Source organism: Methylobacterium sp. CB376 (assembly GCF_029714205.1).
In the GTDB taxonomy this organism is placed as follows: Bacteria; Pseudomonadota; Alphaproteobacteria; order Rhizobiales; family Beijerinckiaceae; genus Methylobacterium.
Genome location: NZ_CP121648.1, coordinates 3,704,803 through 3,720,236, shown reverse-complemented (window position 1 = coordinate 3,720,236; position 15,434 = coordinate 3,704,803). Strand labels below are relative to the sequence as shown.

Genomic DNA, 15,434 nt, shown 5'->3' with positions numbered 1-15,434 from the left:
GAGGGAAAAACTTATAGATAATACATCGATCCGTCCATCCAGAATTAATTTAGAAATCGCTTGTCTGGATGTGCACATGGGCACTATTATTCTCTGTGCACCTGAGATTTCGGCTCTTTATCTACAAAATTGAGAGTCTGACCCTACGAAATACGCTGGACAATGGGAGATTTTTGCTGAGCGAAGTGCCAATCTGATCGGCTGCGCGCCCGCTGCAAGTGGAGCGGCCGAGAGAGCCATGCGGGATGTAAGCTGGGTAGGACCGCACTCTGGCCTCAGCTTGGGAGAGCACTGTTGGCTATGCTCGCGGTCGTACGTGGATCGTCCAGCGTCCCTCGAGACACCCCATGCAGTTCGTGCCCCTCCGTCCTCGTTCTGCCTATCCCCTGCGCGGTGCGGTCGGCATCACCTTGCTCACTGCCTTGCTCCTGGTGACCCTCGGCGCGTGGCAGATCATGCGCTCACGCGACGCTGCTCTCGCGGACGCGCGCAAGGACGCCCGCAATCTCAGCCGTTCACTGGCCCAGCACGCCGAGCGCACCATCGAGGCCGTGGACCTCATCCTCTCGGGCACGACCGAGTGGGTCGAGGGCAACCCTGATCGAGCAACCCTGGGGAGTTTTCTCGTCCGCCGCACCGGGACCATTGCGCAGGTGCGCAATATCGCCATCACCGATGCGAGCGGCTCGTGGATTGCCGACTCCCTCTCGCCGCATCCCCCCCTCAGCAGCGCCGATCGGCCTTACTTCGCTTGGCTCCGAGATCACCCGGAAGATCGGGCCATGTTCATCGGTGCGCTGATCCGCAGCCATTACGATCAGAAGCCGATCCTCCCTCTCGCGCGGCGGCTGAACAATTTCGATGGCTCGTTCGCCGGCGTCGTTGTGGCCGAACTGGAGCCGGACTACTTCGCACAGTTCTACGCGACCTTCGGCCTAGGCGAGCGAGGGACGATCGGGTTGTGGAGCTCGAACGGCAGGCTCCTCTCGCGAGACCCAGCGGCACCGACCGAGAGCCAGGACAAGGACTTCTCGTCCACGCCTCTCTTCCACAACCTGAGACGCATCTCGACCGGCGTCTACGACGCGCCACCGGCACCCATCGATGGCGTCAAGCGCATCGTCGCCTACGAGCGGCTGGTGAAGTACCCCGCCTTGGTGGTCACGGCCGGGATCGCGACCGATGACGCCCTCGCGGCTTGGCGGCGGGAGGCGCTCGTCCAGGCCAGCGCGATCAGCACGGCGGTGCTCGCTCTCGTCGGGCTCGGTGTCGGCCTCGGGCGGCGCGACCGGCGCGTGCGGGCCGCCGAAGCCGAGGCGCGCGCGAGCGCGGACCTGCTCGCTGTGACGCTCGAGAACATGGACCAAGGTCTGATGATGATCGATGCCGACGATCGGGTCCAGGTCTGCAACCGGCGCGCCCTGGAACTCCTCGATCTACCCCCTGCCTTCATGGCGCGAAAGCCAACTTTCACGGCGGTGCGCAATCACCAGCTCGCGCACAACGAGTTCGCCCATTCCGACGAGGCCTTCCGCACCTGGGTGGCCACGGCGGGACTCGAGCCCAGGGAGCACACCTACGAGCGCGAGCGTCCGAACGGCACCGTTCTGGAGATCCGCACCGTGCCCCTGGCGGGCGGTGGTGCGGTGCGAACCTACACCGACATCACCGCCCGGCATGGCGCGGAGCGGGCCCGGCGTGAGAGCGAGGCCCGCTACAAGGTTCTCGCCGACAACGTCTCCGACCTGATCGTCCTCGGCCACGCCGACGGGCGCCGCTCCTACATCTCGCCCTCGGTGCACGCCATGCTCGGCTACGCGGTCGAGGAGGCGCACCGGATCAGGGTGCGCGACTGCCTTCACCCGGATGATCTGAACCGGGTGTCGGCGGCTGCAGCGAGCCTCTCCCGGGAGAGGCCGACCGCCTCGGTCGTGTTCCGCCTCAAGCACAAGGCGGGGCACTACGTCTGGGTCGAGGCCGCGTACAAGCGGATCGAGGACGCCGACGAGGTCACCATCGTCACCGCCATCCGGGACGTCACCCAGCGGGTCCGTCAGGAACGCCATCTGGAGCGGGCCAGGGTCGAGGCGGAGGCTGGCGCCCGGGCCAAGGCCGAGTTCCTGGCCAACATGAGCCACGAGCTCAGGACGCCGCTCACCGGCATGCTCGGCGTGCATGATCTCTTGGCCGGCGACGCCTCGCTGTCGGACGCCCAGCGGCACCTGGTCGGGCTGGCGCAGGAGGCCGGGCGCTCGCTCCTGGCCATCGTCAACGACATCCTGGACTTCTCCAAGATCGAAGCCGGCCAGATGGCGATCGAGAGCGTGCCTTTCTCTCTGCGGGCGCTCGTCGAGAGCTGTCGGGCCCTGGTCGCGGAGAGCGCCAAGGACAAGCCGCTCCGGCTGGTCACGGACATCGAGGGTGACGCGCCTGACCGGTTCGTCGGCGATCCGACCCGCTTGCGCCAGATCCTGCTCAACCTCGCCAGCAACGCCGTGAAGTTCACGCCGAGAGGTGAGATCACGATGCGGGTTGGCTTCGCGGCGAGCACCGGGCGAGTGCGGGTCGCGGTCACGGACACTGGCATCGGCATCCCGGCCGACAAGCTGCCCCTGCTGTTCGAGCGGTTCAGTCAAGCCGACGCTTCGACCACCCGTCGCTACGGCGGCACGGGCCTGGGTCTGGTGATCTGCAAGCGTCTCGTGGAACTCATGGGGGGCACGATCGGCGTGGAGAGCGTTCCTGGGCGAGGCTCGACCTTCTGGTTCGAACTGCCGCTGCCCTTGGCCGAGTCGGATCGACAGGGTCAGGCCGCGCCGCAAGTCCTCGCGGGTCCTGTTGCCCGCGGCCACCGGATCCTGGTTGCCGAGGACAACGAGATAAACCAGGAGGTGATCCGCGCCGTGCTGAGCCGCCGGGGCTACGAGGTCGTGCTTGTTGAGGACGGGGCTCAAGCCGTGGAGGCGATCAAGACAGGACCGGCCTTCGACATCGTGCTCATGGACGTGCAGATGCCGGTGCTCGACGGGCTTGGTGCAACGGCTGCGGTGCGGGCGTGGGAGCGTGCGCAGGGTCGGCCTCCGATGCCGATCGTGGCGCTCACGGCGAATGCCATGAACGAGGATGCAGAGCGGTGCCGGGCCGGTGGCATGGACGCCCACGTCGGCAAGCCGATCAAGTGGACGGAACTGTTCGATGTCATTGAGCAGCTGTGTTCCGCGCCCAATCGAGACACGCCACCTGCACCTCACTTGCAAATCGGAATGTAATGAAAACGACCGGACACTTCTGGCGAATTCGGCGGCTACGCCGCGAGGGCCTTGAAGCGTGAGGTGCGCGTAGCGGCCGCAGCGAGAATCAAGCGGCGAGGCGATCGTGCTCTTGAGCCATGTCGATGAACTTTACGCAAGAGTGAGCGTCGCTGGCGGGTCGATCGTGGAGGTGATCCGGTCAGTGAACCCGCTGACCAGAAAACTTGCGAATGGCAGCCGCTTCTCGGCGCAGGACGGGCCCGTCCTCGGTCATCTCGCGTCCCTCCGTCAGAGGGACTATGCCCCAGGCGTAGACATCGTCCGGGATGGCGAGCCACCGAATGTGCTGCGTCTGGAGCTGTCCGGCTGGGCGTGCCGCTACATGATGCTGGAGGACGGTCGACGCGCGACCGTCGCGTTCGTCCTTCCCGGGACCTCTGCGATCTGAACGTGCCAGTCCTGCGTCCGATGGACACTCCCTCGCGACGCTTGCCGCTGTGACCCTGGCAGAGATCCCTACCGACATCGACGGCGCAGCAACACGGGATCGCCCGCAAGTGCTCGAGGCGCTCTGGCGCGAGACGTTGGCGAGGGGGGGATATTCGGCGCGAATGGCTGCTATGCCTGGGGCAGCGGGTCGCCTCGGAGCGCATGGCCCACCTCTTCTGCGAGCTATTCGTGCGCTTACGCTCCGTTGGTCTCACGGACGGCTCAAGCTGCTCAATGCCACTGACCCAATTCGATCTCGGCGACGCGCTCGGGCTCACCAACATCCACGTGAACCGCACCCTGCGGAAAATGCGCGCACGAGGGCTGATTGTGCTGAGGAGTCGGACCCGCACAATCCCAAACTTCAAGGCGATTCAGCGCATCGCGCTATTCGGCCCTGACTACCTACACCTGAGCGGCGAGGACGCGATCGCCAGGACGAGACCGAGTACGGGTATTGCCGGGGCGCGGTAGGCTGATCATCGGGTCTCCTACTCTGCCCTCACGACTTCGGGGCTGGGAGGCAGAACCCGGGGCGGCCGGGCAACGTCCCGGACCTACAGAGACAGCGACGTCGAGAAGGCCTCGCCCGCGGCGGGGCCTTCTTCGCGTCAGAGCATGGCGAACAGGTCGAGCTGCACCGGGCCTTGATGCCGCCGCGGCCGGCCGCGCTTCCTCGACGGAGCCCACTCCGGGGGCGCCTGCCCCGGCCTGCCGTGCGGCACCGCTCCAACTGCTCGGCAACCGTTTGGTGGCGGGCGGCGTGCCGAGCTTTGGCGGGGGCGGGAAGCCCCGGCGCATCATGCTCGGCTCGCGCCGGTCCTCCGCCCCAAGCGCGACCGGCGCCATTTGGCCCGGGAAGCTTGCTGTTGCTGCGCGCTTCGTCATGTCTAAACTAAGAGGAAAAGCACAGCCGGAGAAGCGCCATGCAGACGCTGGTATACGGTATACAAAAGGACCGTGAAGGTTGGAGCGTTTGTGCTTCTCGGACGGGGAAACCAGTCCTGCTCGATGGGCAGCCTCAAACAGGACTCTCGCTTGAGGTTGCCTCGCAGCTCGCCGCATCGCTGGAGATCATGGATTTCCTGCGTGCCGAGCGCGCCACTTGGATGATCACCAACTGTGCGACGGTTCACTAGAGCATTTTCCGACGAAGTGGATGCCGGTTCGTCGCAGAAAATGCGGCAAGATCAAAGATCGAGAGCGGCACCCGGTTGCAACGTGATCGGGTGCCGCTCTACCCGCGACATCGACGGCGTCTGCAATCCCCGCCGGCGCCATTCCGCGCTCGGCTTCCTCAGCCCCGTCCAGTTCGAGAGGCGGCTCCTCAACCGCTCTCCACTTTCCCGAAGCAGGACCGTCTCTCTTGAGCCACCCTGATGTTTGATCCCAGAGTTTGATGCGGCCGCCGGCTTCGTGCGCTGGATCCACGGTGGTGAGATCATCGGCCCCGCCGCGTTCGAGGGCGTGGATGGGCTCGACGCTCCGGCGCTCGCGGACGCCGTCGAGAAGCGCCCTGCAACTCAAGTGCATGCAAGGTCATCAGGGACGTAGACCTTGTCAGAAAGAAGCATTCATTCGCAAGGTGGTCGCGGGGGAGCCGCGATTGCAGTTCCCCCGCAGGTCTTCAGACGAGGTGCCAGCCGCTATGAGCGGGATCAAGCGCAACGTGCGTGCTTCCACCCAGCGCCACATCGCCATCTACGTCTGTGGCTTTTACTTCAAAGTTAAAGCTGTCCTTCTCCGGCGTTTGGATGATCTCGGTGAAGAACGTGCCCACTCGGACACCGATGTTATCAGGGATGGACCCGTTCTTCGCTGCAGCGGGCGAGAAATCGAACTGGACGACAGCGTAATCAAAGTAGTCGTTCGCCCCCTGCAGGCCTGCGGTGCCAGTTGCTGTGCCATCATCGAACAGGTCGATGTTGTGCGCTTTGTTGTCCGTCAGCGTGAGCCCAGTCTTGTCGACCGCGCCGTTGGTGATGTGCTCCGAGGTCTTCCGCCAGCCTTCGTCCACAAGGCTGCCGTCGGTGCGATACAGCCAGTAGTGAATATTGACGTTAGGGATATTCCCGATGCCATAGACATCGAAGCTGAGATGCTTCAGGTGGTCGAGACCGCCTGTCTGATCCGGGTGCGTCGGCGCCAGGTAATCCACCCGGAACCCCTCATTGGGGTTGATCTGGGACGCTTGCCCTCCCTTGATACCGAAGCCGATGTTGTTGGTGTTGACGTCATCCGCGTCGGAGGCCGCGCCATTCTGCTTGGGGTCCAGGGCGGCGGTGTAATCAGCTTTCCAGACCGTCACGCCACCGACGACCGAACTCGTTGCCTTGATCGCCTTGCTCGGGTCGAAGATCAGACCGTCGATCTTGACCGAGCCGCCGTAGTCGCCGGTCAAGGTAGCCGTCACGGTCTCCGTGGGGGAGCCTGAAGGCAGCTTCTCGAAGGCAATCTTCTGCGGCAGGCCGTCCGGTGCATTCACAACACTGACGGTGTATCCCGTGTCCGTTACATCAAGTGAGTAAATCGGCTTGGTAAGGGGGTCGAGGCTCTTGACGTAGTCAACGTGAGTTGCACTCGTTTGATTTGCAAGGAGGCCCTCGTGCGACGATGCATCGAAGCTCGAGATCGTTACGCTCGTGCCAGGGACGTCGTTGTGGAAGTCAACTTTGAATGTGTCGTTGCCTTGGATGCCATTTCTATACTGCAAGATCATGTCATCGACGGCTTTGGTGCCGCCAGCCACCGTTGTCTCAATGAATTCTGGGGCCGCATCCTTGAAACCGATGTTGCCGCTCACGTCGATTTCTTGAGTCTTGGTGTCGCCGTCGCCATCCGTCGCCGTCGCAATGAGGTGCAGCGCATTGGCTGACAGCGTGGCGAGGGACGTGTTAACGGCGTGCTTGATCGCGATGCTCTGCGTCAGCGAGGCGTTTCCGGAGCTATCCAGCGCGAGGGTGAACACCGTGGTGCCGGCGGCGTCCGTCTCCTTGCCGGTGATGGTCTTTCCATCCGCCGACAGGGTCAGGAACACTTGCTTTCCGTTCACATCGGTGAGGCCGCTGTTCGTGCTCTTGATCGCGAATTTGTAGTCCAGAGAGCCCGCGCCGTCCGCACCGAAGGTCGGGGTGGCGAAGTAGTCGGCAAAGCTGCCTGTGAACGCTTGCTTCAGCTGAGCGTCATCGGCGGTCACCGAGCCTGTACCCGACTTCGTGGCGAGCGAGGGGCCGTCGTCGTTGAAGGTCATGAGGTCGGAGATTGAGATCGTCCGTGAGGCTGAGTCGTGATCTCCGTCCGTGATCGTCGCGGAGAGGCTGATGAGGCCCGCCGCCAGCGTCGCCCCATCGTTCGGGTCAAGCTTGTTGTTCTGGACCACCGATCGCGCATGCGTCAGCGTGACCTTGCCGCTCGCCAGGGTGACGGTGAAGACGACGTCGTTGTTGGCGTTGACGCCGTCGACTTCCGTGGCGCTGATGGTCCTCAGCGCCACACCCGACTGCGTGAGCGTATCGACCAGGCCGGTCGGGGTCCCGTCTGACGCTGCCGCTAGGCTGTAGGTGGTCGTGGCCCCGATCGAGTCGGCACCCGGCTTGCCGATGAACAGGCCGGTGATGTCCTGTTGCGAGGTGACCAGAGCCGAGTTCGGCGTTGAGCCCGTGCCGAGGCCGCTCTCATCCACGATGAACGACACCTTGGTGCCACTAAGCGCAATCGTCGGCTTGTCATCGGCGAAGGTCAGATTGACCGCCTCCGATGCCGCGGCTTTGTCGCCGTCCCCGTCCGTCGCCGCCGCGGTGACCTGGATCTTGCCAGTCAGCGATGCCGTATCCGAGTTCGCGTCGTGGTCGATCGCGGCCGCCTGGGTCAGGCTGACCTTGCCGGTCACGTCGACCGACACGGTGAACACGCTGCCCTTCGACGTGTAGCCGACGACGCTGCCGTTCTCCGTCTTGAGCTGGACGGCCTCACCGCCCGACATCAAGCCGCTGTCACCGGCCGAGCAGGTCAGGCTGTACGTGGTCGTGCCGTTGGAATCGGCCCCGTACTGGGCCGCGGCGAAGTCGCTCGCCGACACGGAAGGCGTGTTGAGCGCCGCGTCGCTGCTGGCCAGGGCCACCGCCGTCGCGCCTTGCTTCAGCGCGATGGACGGACCGTCGTCGCTGAAGGTCATGCTCGCCGACAGATCCGCGCCCGCCGCCTTCGCGTCGCCGTCCGCGTCAGTGATCGTGGCCGTGACCGTGATCAGCTGCGGGGTCAGCGTGACGGTGTCATTCGGGTTTGACGTGTCCCCATGCTTGACGGCGCGCAGCTGAGTGAGGGTGGCATCGCTGCCCGAGAGCGTGACCGTGAACACGACGTCGCCGTGCCCGTTCACGCCATCGACCTCCGTGCCGCTGACGGCTTTCAGCGTGACCTGCTCCCCGGTGAGCGTGTCCAGGAGGTTGGTCGCCGTGCCGGTGGTGGCCGTCAGAGCGTAGGTCGTAGTGCCCGCGCCGTCGGCTCCGTACTTGCCGTCGAACAGGGCCAGGATCGAGTGCTTGTCGCCGACGTTCAAGCTCGACTCATCCACCGCGAACGCAACCGTGCTGCCGGTCGCGGTGATCGAGGGCTTGCTGTCGGTGAATGACAGGTTCACGCCTTCCGAGGCGCTGGCCTTATCGCCGTCGGAATCGGTGACGGTGCATGTCACGGTGAGGGCACCGGTCAGATCAACCGCGTCGGCGGCCTGATCAACGGCCTTGAGTTGCGTCAGGGTGACCTTGCCACCAGCATCCACCGAGACGGTGAACACGTCCCCATCCGCGGTCGCGCCGTGGACGACCCCTGACCCGTCGATCGACAGCTTGATCGGCTTCGTGCCGCTGGTCAGGGCGGTGCTGCTGCCGCCGGTCAGCGCCAGCGCGAACGCCGTGCTGCCCGCACCATCGTTGCCGTAGGCGGTGATGAAGGCCGTCGCCTGGCTTGCCGCCCCGGCGCCGCCCAGGCTGTCATCGCTGGTGGTCAGGGTCACCGAGGGTGCGGCGGCCGTCGCGGTGGGCGTTGCGTCGCCGAATGCCAGGTTCAGGGCCGTCGTGGCTGCCGACGAGACGTCGCCGTCCGAGTCGGTCGCTGAGGACGAGAGCGAAATCGCACCGGTCAGCGATGCGGTGTCGGAGCCCACCTGGTGGTCGATGGTGGCTGACTGCTTGAGCGTAACCTGCCCTCCGCTGAACGAGACGCGGAAGACTTCGGTCGTGTCGGCCTTGCCGACCACGTCGGCGCCATCCGCCACGAGCGTGATCGCGGAGCCGTGGGACGTCAGACCCGTGGTGGCGGCATTGATGACGAGCGCCGAGTGGGTCGCACCCGCACCGTCGGCACCGTAAGCCGGCGTGATGGTCACCGCCTTCGTGTCCGTCCCGAGCGTCGCGTCACTGGTGCTCAGCGAGGCCGACGCATCGGCCGTGATCGTCGGCTTGTCATCGGCGAAGGTCAGATTGACCCCCTGCGACGCAGGAGCTGAGGTCGAGCCGTCACCGTCCGTCGCGACGGCGCTGATGCTGATCGCGCCGTTCAGGCTGGCCGTGTCGGAGCCCGCGGCATGGTCGATGGCCTTGAACTGCGTGAGCGTGACCTGACCTGACGGATCGACCGACACGGTGAACACGTTACCGTCCGAAGTCGCGCCATGGATCACGCCCCCGGCATCTTTCGACAGGCTGATCGCCTTGCCGGCCGACGTGAGACTCGTGCTGCCCGTGCCGATTAGGCTGTAGCTGACCGAGCCGGCTCCATCCGGTCCGTAGTCCGGCGTGAACGTGGCCGCCTTCACGTCGTGGCCCGAGGGCCCGAGATTCGCATCGCTGGTGGCGAGCGAGACTGGCCCTGAGCCGGTGATGGTCGGAGCACCGTCCGCGAATGACAGATTGATCTTGTCGCTGGCCGACGCCGCGTCGCCATCCCCGTCCTTCACGGTGGCCGTCAGGGAGATCGCCCCATTCAGGGTGCGCGCCGTCCCGCCGCTGTGGTCGAGCGCGGCCGACTGGACGAGTGTCAAGGCACCGCTGCCCGTCGAAGACACCGTGAACACCAGGACGCCGTCGCTGGTCTTGCCGACCACGTCGGCGCCGCTCATGGACAGGGTGATCGCTTTGCCGCCGGACGTCAGGCCGGTAGCAGCCGTGTTGATCGTAAGGGCATAGGTCGTAGTGCCGGCGCCGTCCGCGCCGTATCCGATGGTAAACGACGCGGTCCCCTGGCCGGCGATGCTGCTGCCGTCCGTGCTGGAGAGGCTCACGTCGGAGCCCGCGACCGCGGTCGGACCGTCGTCCTTGAAACTTATCTTGTCGGAGATCGAGACGGAGCCGGTCGCGTGGTCGCCGTCCTTGTCCGTAACCGTTTGGCTCACCTGAATCAGGCTGGCGGCCATCGCCACGGCGTCGTCGGGATCGCTGGTGCCCGGATGGTCGAGATGACCGCTCTCCGTGACCGTCACATCGCCGGTGCTGGAATTCACGCTGACGGAGAAGATGACCTTATTGTTGCTCGCCGTATAGCCTTCCACGACGCCGTTGGACAGGCGCAGCAGAACGTCCTCACCGCCGCTCTTCAAGCCGCTCTTGCCGGCCGTGGCACTTAGCGCGTAAGCGATCGTATCGGTCCCGTCGGGGCCGCCGCTCGCGGTGAACGCCGCCGCAACGCTGTGGTGATCACTGGAATTCGGGGTGCTTTCGTCCACGATCCAGGCGCCGACCTGCGTTGCGTCGGTCGTGACAGACGGCCCCCCGTCGAGAAAGTGAACATGCGAGCCGAGTTCGACGACCGTATTCTGGACCGTCGGCGGTGCTGTATAGATCAGGTGGCCAACATCGAACCCCTTGGAGCCGACATTTTCGACCGTAAGGCGGTCGAAGGTCCCGATCTTGTTCACGACTTCGACCGTCCAGTTCAGCTGAACGCCCTTCACGGTCACGGCCGAGGCCGAGCCGACGCCGGAGATCGTCAGGCCGTTCGCATTGGCGACATTGCCGCCCAGGTAGACGACATTGCCGCTCGCGTCCTTGACGCGAACCGCCTCGATCGTAACCACCGTGTCGTTCTTGCCAAGATCAGCGAAGAAATTGGTTGCATCATCATCCGGCGCATTCGCCTGGATCGCCGTCACCTTGACATCGGCCGTGGTGCCTCCGCCCTGGATCTGAGTGATCCCAAATCCAGCGTTGGTGATGTTGTGATTGTGGCTAGAGAAGGAACCCGTCGGGTCCGATCCTGCGCCGGCGACGCCGTTTCGCACGTAGTCGAGTCGGATGCCGGCCCCGTTGGGTGGTGCCGTGACCGATTGGCTGCCGACGCCAAAGCCGGTCGTGCTGATGTTCAACCGCTGGGACAGGTAGTCCTCATGGATGGTTGTGCTCGGGTCGTCGCTGTTGAACGCGGTCACCAGGACGCTAAGGTCCTGTGAGTTGGATGGCGGCGTGACGATGGCGTAAACGGGCGCGCCGGATGACGCTGTGCTGAAGGTCGTGTTCTCGTTAGTGACCGACTCGCTGGAGGCGACGAACAGCTTCTGTGTCAGCGCCTGGAAATCATTGGCGTCAATTTTGTCAACGCCCACGTTCGTGATCGCTGCGTATTGTGTGATCCAGAGTTGAGCTTTCGTGACGTAGCCGGTCGTCTGGTCAACCTGCTCGTCGAGCGCGATCGAGAAGGCAATGCCGCCATCTTTCGCCGAGGTCGCATCGGCACCGACGCGACCGACCACGATGTCGTCGTCGCCCGACACGGCGAACAAGAAAATCTTCTTTCCGTCGACGGTCGTGAGGCCGCTGTCGACACCGATGCTTGTGCTGAACTGTTGGACCGCGCCGCTCGACAGCGTGCCCGCCGACGAGAGCAGCAGATCCTTGGTGTTCGTCGCGATGTTGAACATGCCCTGGTCCACCGCCTTCTGGGGGGTGGACAGGGCTGCTGCGCCGGTCACCGCTTGAGCCGCCAAGTTGGCGTAAAGCGAGCCTAAGCCGGTATCATAGAACGTCACGGTGTTGCCCGCGTAGAGAAGCTCGTCCGCCGTCGAGAAGGAGCCCTCATCGACTTCCAGAATGCCGGACGTGAGCGAGATAGCCATGACTCGTACTCCCTTTTGGATTTATTTCTGAAGTCGGAAACAGCGCTGAGGCCGTTCAGCGCTCCCGCCACGCTTTGGTGATCTGATCAGTGAGCGGCTTGGTTAGGTACGACAGTACGGTGCGCTCGCCGGTCTGGATGAAGCTCTCCACCGGCATGCCGGGCACGAGGCGAACGGCGCCCAAGCGTGCCCTTTGGTCGTCGGGCACGCTGATGCGGGCTGTGTAGAAACTCGCCCCCGTCTTGGGATCGGTGGTCACGTCGGCCGAGACGCGCGTCACCTGGCCGTCGATTTCGGGCGTGGTGCGCTGGTTGAAGGCGGAGAAGCGCAGCACCGCTTTCTGGTCGAAACGCACGTTGTCGATGTCGTGGGGCTGGATCTTCACCTCGAGCGCCAGCCGGTCGGAGGAGGGGACGATCAGCATCGCGGGCTCGTTCGGGGTGACGAGGCCGCCGATCGTGTGCACCGTCATCTGGTGCACGATTCCGTCCTGCGGGGCGCGCAGCTCGACCCGCTTGAGCTGGTCCTCGGCCGCGACCCGCTTCTCAACGAGTTCCGACCACTTGCTGCGGATCTCGGCGAGCTCCTTGCCGACCTCGGTGCGCATGTCCTGGTCGATCTGCAGGATCTGCAGCTCGATCTCCGACATCTTGCCTCGTTGGGCCGCGGTCGAGGCGAGGAGCTGGCCGCGCTCGCCTTCGAGCCGGGTTGCGTCGCGCTCGAGCGCGTTGAGCCGCGGCAGCTGCACGAGGTTCTTGGCGTAGAGCTCGCGCACGCCCTTGAGCTCGCTCCCGATGAAGGCGATCTCGCGCTCCTTCGCGCTCGCCTGCTGGGTGAGCCCGCCGATCTCCTGCTGGAGTTGCGCGAGGCGCTCGCGCAGCTGCGCCTTCTGACCCTCCCGGGCGTTCACCCGCGAGGTGAACAGCTTCGTCTCGCCGTCGATCAGGCGGGCGGCCGTGGCGTCAGCCTTGGCGCGCTGCAGCAGGTCAGCCGGAAAGGTGATGCCTCCCGCTCCGTCGCGCTCCGCCTCGTTGCGGGCGCGCCGGGCGCTGAGCTCGTCGAGGGCCTTGAGCAGGATGTCGAGGCCCGCCCGGGTCTGCGTCTCATCGAGACGGATGAGGACGTCGCCCGCTTTGACAGGGTCGCCGTCTTGCACCAGGAGCTCGCCGACGACGCCGCCCGTCGGGTGCTGCACCTTCTTGACGTCCGATTCGACCACGAGCTGGCCCGGGGCGATCACCGCGCCCGAGATCTGCGTGAAGGTTGCCCAGCCGCCGACCCCGCCGACCAGGACGGTGCCGAGGAGGAGAGAGGCTCGGAGGTGCCGCCGGATCGAGGCGTCGGCGGTCGCCGGCGGGCGCACCAGAGGGATCCTGACGGGATCGAGGCTCGCGGCCATCACGCAGTCTCCCGCATTGTCTCGGGGAGTGGCACCGCCCGGGGCAGGTGAGGCTGGGCCGGGGCCTGCACTGGCGCGGCGACCGGCTGCAGCACGCGCTTCAACACCTCGTCCTTCGGGCCGAAGGCCTGGGCGCGGCCGTCGGTCATCATCAGGACCATGTCGACGGCGGCGAGCGCGCTGGGCCGGTGGGCCACCACCACGCAGATCCCGCCCCGCCGGCGCACGCCCAGAATCGCTTGCGTCAGCGCGTTCTCGCCCTCGGTGTCGAGGTTCGCGTTCGGCTCGTCGAGGACGACGAGGAAGGGATCGCGGTAGAGGGCGCGCGCGAGCCCTACCCGCTGGCGCTGTCCAGCCGAGAGACCAGCCCCGCCCTCGCCGATCGGGGTGTCGTAGCCCTCCGGCAGGCGCAGGATCAACTCGTGGACGCCCGCCGCCCGCGCCGCCGCGATGACGTGCTCGGGGGCGGCCTGCGGCTCGAAGCGGGCGATGTTCTCCGCGATCGTGCCGGCGAATAGCTCGACCTCCTGCGGCAGGAAGCCGATATGCCGGCCGAGCGCGGCGCTCGTCCATTGGTCAAGCGCGGCCCCATCGAGGCGCACCTTGCCCCGCAGCGGCGACCACACGCCCACGATCGCCCTCACCAGCGAGGACTTTCCCGAGGCCGAGGGGCCGATCACGCCGAGCCCATGGCCCGCCTCGAGGGCGAGCGAAACGTCCTGCACCACGACCCGCGGCGTGCCGGGCGGCGCGACGCTGACGCTCTCGACACTCAGCGCCTGCTGCGGCGCGGGGAGCCCGTGGGGCTCGCGCACCGCAGGGATCCGCTCGAACGCCGTGCCGAGGCGCTGCCAGGCCTGGCGCGCCTGCACGAAGCCCTTCCAGTTGGCGATGCCGAGCTCGACCGGCGCGAGGGCGCGCGAGACCAGGATCGAGCTCGCGATGATGATGCCGCCCGTGGCCAGGTTGTTCACGACGAGCCAGGCGCCGAGCGCCAACACGCCCGATTGCAGCGCGGCCCGGAACACCTTGGAGCCCGCGCCGAACCCGCCGGTGACGTCCGCCAAACGCCGCTGCTCGACGAGGTAGCCGTGGTTCGCCACGGCCCAGCGCGTCGCGAAGCGCTCCTGCATGCCCATGGCGGCGAGCACCTCGGCGTTGCGGCGACCGGCCTCGGCGAGCGCGTAGCGCTGCGAGGCGTGCGCCATCGCTTTCTTCGTGGAGCGGCGCGTCAGGCAATCCGTCGCCAGGGTCACACAGGCCAGGACGGCGCCCCCCGCAACGGCGGCAACGCCGACGAGCGGGTGGAACAGGAAGCAGATCGCCAGGTAGATCGGCATCCAGGGCAGGTCGAAGAACGCCCCTGGGCCCGAACCGGCGAGGAAACCCCGCAGCTGGTCGAGGTCGCGCATCGGCAGCAGGCCGTCGCTCGGGGCTGCCCCCTTGAGCGGCGCACGCACCATCAGGTCGAACACCCGATCCGAGAGCGACTCGTCCAGGCTCATCGCGATCCGGGTCAGGACGCGTGAGCGCAGGGTCTCGAGCATTCCTTGAAACACGTAGAGGACCAGGGCGAGCGTCATCAGCCCGACGAGCGTCGGCACGCTGCGGCTCGGAATGACGCGGTCGTAAATTTCGAGCATGAAGAACGAGCCGGTCAGGTAAAGGATGTTGACCAAACCGCTCATCAGAGCGACCCCTAACAGCGCGTACTTGCAGCGTGACAGCGCAGATGCCGGATCCATCTGGATGCTGCGTGCGGCTCCTGATGGTGAGCAGGCATTGTTAGCATCTGAACTCATGGATGCCTCTTTGTGGAATGAGCGCTCGACTGCTGTCCAATGTGCAGATCTTTAGCCAAAGTCTTGGGTTTGAAAACACCAAGTGGTACAGCTCGATTTCAGTATAAGTACGTTCTGCCCGAAGCGCTTTTGGTACACATGACCATCGTATATCTCAGCCAAACATGAGCGCACATCATCGGTTTTGATTATGCGGCAACGATTTTTTAACCGTGAAGAACTAGATCGAATGGATTAGGCTCGGCCGGGGAGCCGCTCGCGTCCGGCAATCCTGCTCGCGGGTGCGATGACGAACTCGGTGCGGCAGCTGCCGGGCAGGGGCCCGGATGCCTTCTCGTCGGGGACCGCAGCGGCCGTATTGGCCGGACGGCGCGTCCGCGACGGGG

General features: G+C 65.4%; 7 protein-coding genes. 4 read left to right on the top strand and 3 right to left on the bottom strand.

Annotated features, from left to right (window positions below; genetic code table 11):
* The first annotated feature begins 347 nt into the window (after positions 1-347).
* The 4 genes from QA634_RS16835 to QA634_RS16825 all read left to right on the top strand — a co-directional run bounded on the left by QA634_RS16835 (position 348) and on the right by QA634_RS16825 (position 4,879).
* Complete coding sequence (locus QA634_RS16835; RefSeq protein WP_012333124.1) at positions 348-3,269, top strand: ATP-binding protein; 2,922 nt, start codon at positions 348-350, stop codon at positions 3,267-3,269.
* Positions 3,270-3,381: 112 nt separating this feature from the next.
* Complete coding sequence (locus QA634_RS35565) at positions 3,382-3,699, top strand: hypothetical protein (RefSeq protein WP_322597461.1); 318 nt, start codon at positions 3,382-3,384, stop codon at positions 3,697-3,699.
* Positions 3,700-3,902: 203 nt separating this feature from the next.
* Positions 3,903-4,214, top strand: coding sequence for a helix-turn-helix domain-containing protein (locus QA634_RS35560; RefSeq protein ID WP_322597460.1), 312 nt, complete (start codon positions 3,903-3,905; stop codon positions 4,212-4,214).
* 452 nt (positions 4,215-4,666) lie between these two features.
* Positions 4,667-4,879, top strand: a complete 213-nt coding sequence (locus QA634_RS16825) for a hypothetical protein (protein WP_083784688.1) — start codon at positions 4,667-4,669, stop codon at positions 4,877-4,879.
* Positions 4,880-5,367: 488 nt separating this feature from the next.
* Here the strand turns inward: QA634_RS16825 and QA634_RS16820 are convergent, their stop codons facing one another.
* From QA634_RS16820 to QA634_RS16810, 3 genes are read right to left on the bottom strand one after another with little or no spacing between them, the layout of a single operon-like run.
* A complete protein-coding gene (locus QA634_RS16820; RefSeq protein WP_012333123.1) occupies positions 5,368-11,847 on the bottom strand; it encodes a DUF5801 repeats-in-toxin domain-containing protein in 6,480 nt (2,159 codons plus the stop codon).
* A 55-nt stretch (positions 11,848-11,902) separates the two neighbouring features.
* A complete protein-coding gene (locus QA634_RS16815; RefSeq protein WP_012333122.1) occupies positions 11,903-13,246 on the bottom strand; it encodes an HlyD family type I secretion periplasmic adaptor subunit in 1,344 nt (447 codons plus the stop codon).
* Positions 13,246-14,934, bottom strand: a complete 1,689-nt coding sequence (locus QA634_RS16810; RefSeq protein ID WP_445928386.1) for a type I secretion system permease/ATPase — start codon at positions 14,932-14,934, stop codon at positions 13,246-13,248. Before QA634_RS16810 ends, QA634_RS16815 begins: the two co-directional genes overlap by 1 nt.
* Positions 14,935-15,434: the final 500 nt, after the last annotated feature.

What these genes read in the sequence shown, in the direction of transcription:
- QA634_RS16815 (WP_012333122.1), bottom strand. Translation starts at nt 13,246, where the DNA reads ATGGCCGCGAGCCTCGATCCCGTCAGGATCCCTCTGGTGCGCCCGCCG.
- QA634_RS35560 (WP_322597460.1), top strand. Translation starts at nt 3,903, where the DNA reads ATGGCCCACCTCTTCTGCGAGCTATTCGTGCGCTTACGCTCCGTTGGT.
- QA634_RS16810 (WP_445928386.1), bottom strand. Translation starts at nt 14,934, where the DNA reads ATGAGCGGTTTGGTCAACATCCTTTACCTGACCGGCTCGTTCTTCATG.
- QA634_RS16820 (WP_012333123.1), bottom strand. Translation starts at nt 11,847, where the DNA reads ATGGCTATCTCGCTCACGTCCGGCATTCTGGAAGTCGATGAGGGCTCC.
- QA634_RS16825 (WP_083784688.1), top strand. Translation starts at nt 4,667, where the DNA reads ATGCAGACGCTGGTATACGGTATACAAAAGGACCGTGAAGGTTGGAGC.
- QA634_RS16835 (WP_012333124.1), top strand. Translation starts at nt 348, where the DNA reads ATGCAGTTCGTGCCCCTCCGTCCTCGTTCTGCCTATCCCCTGCGCGGT.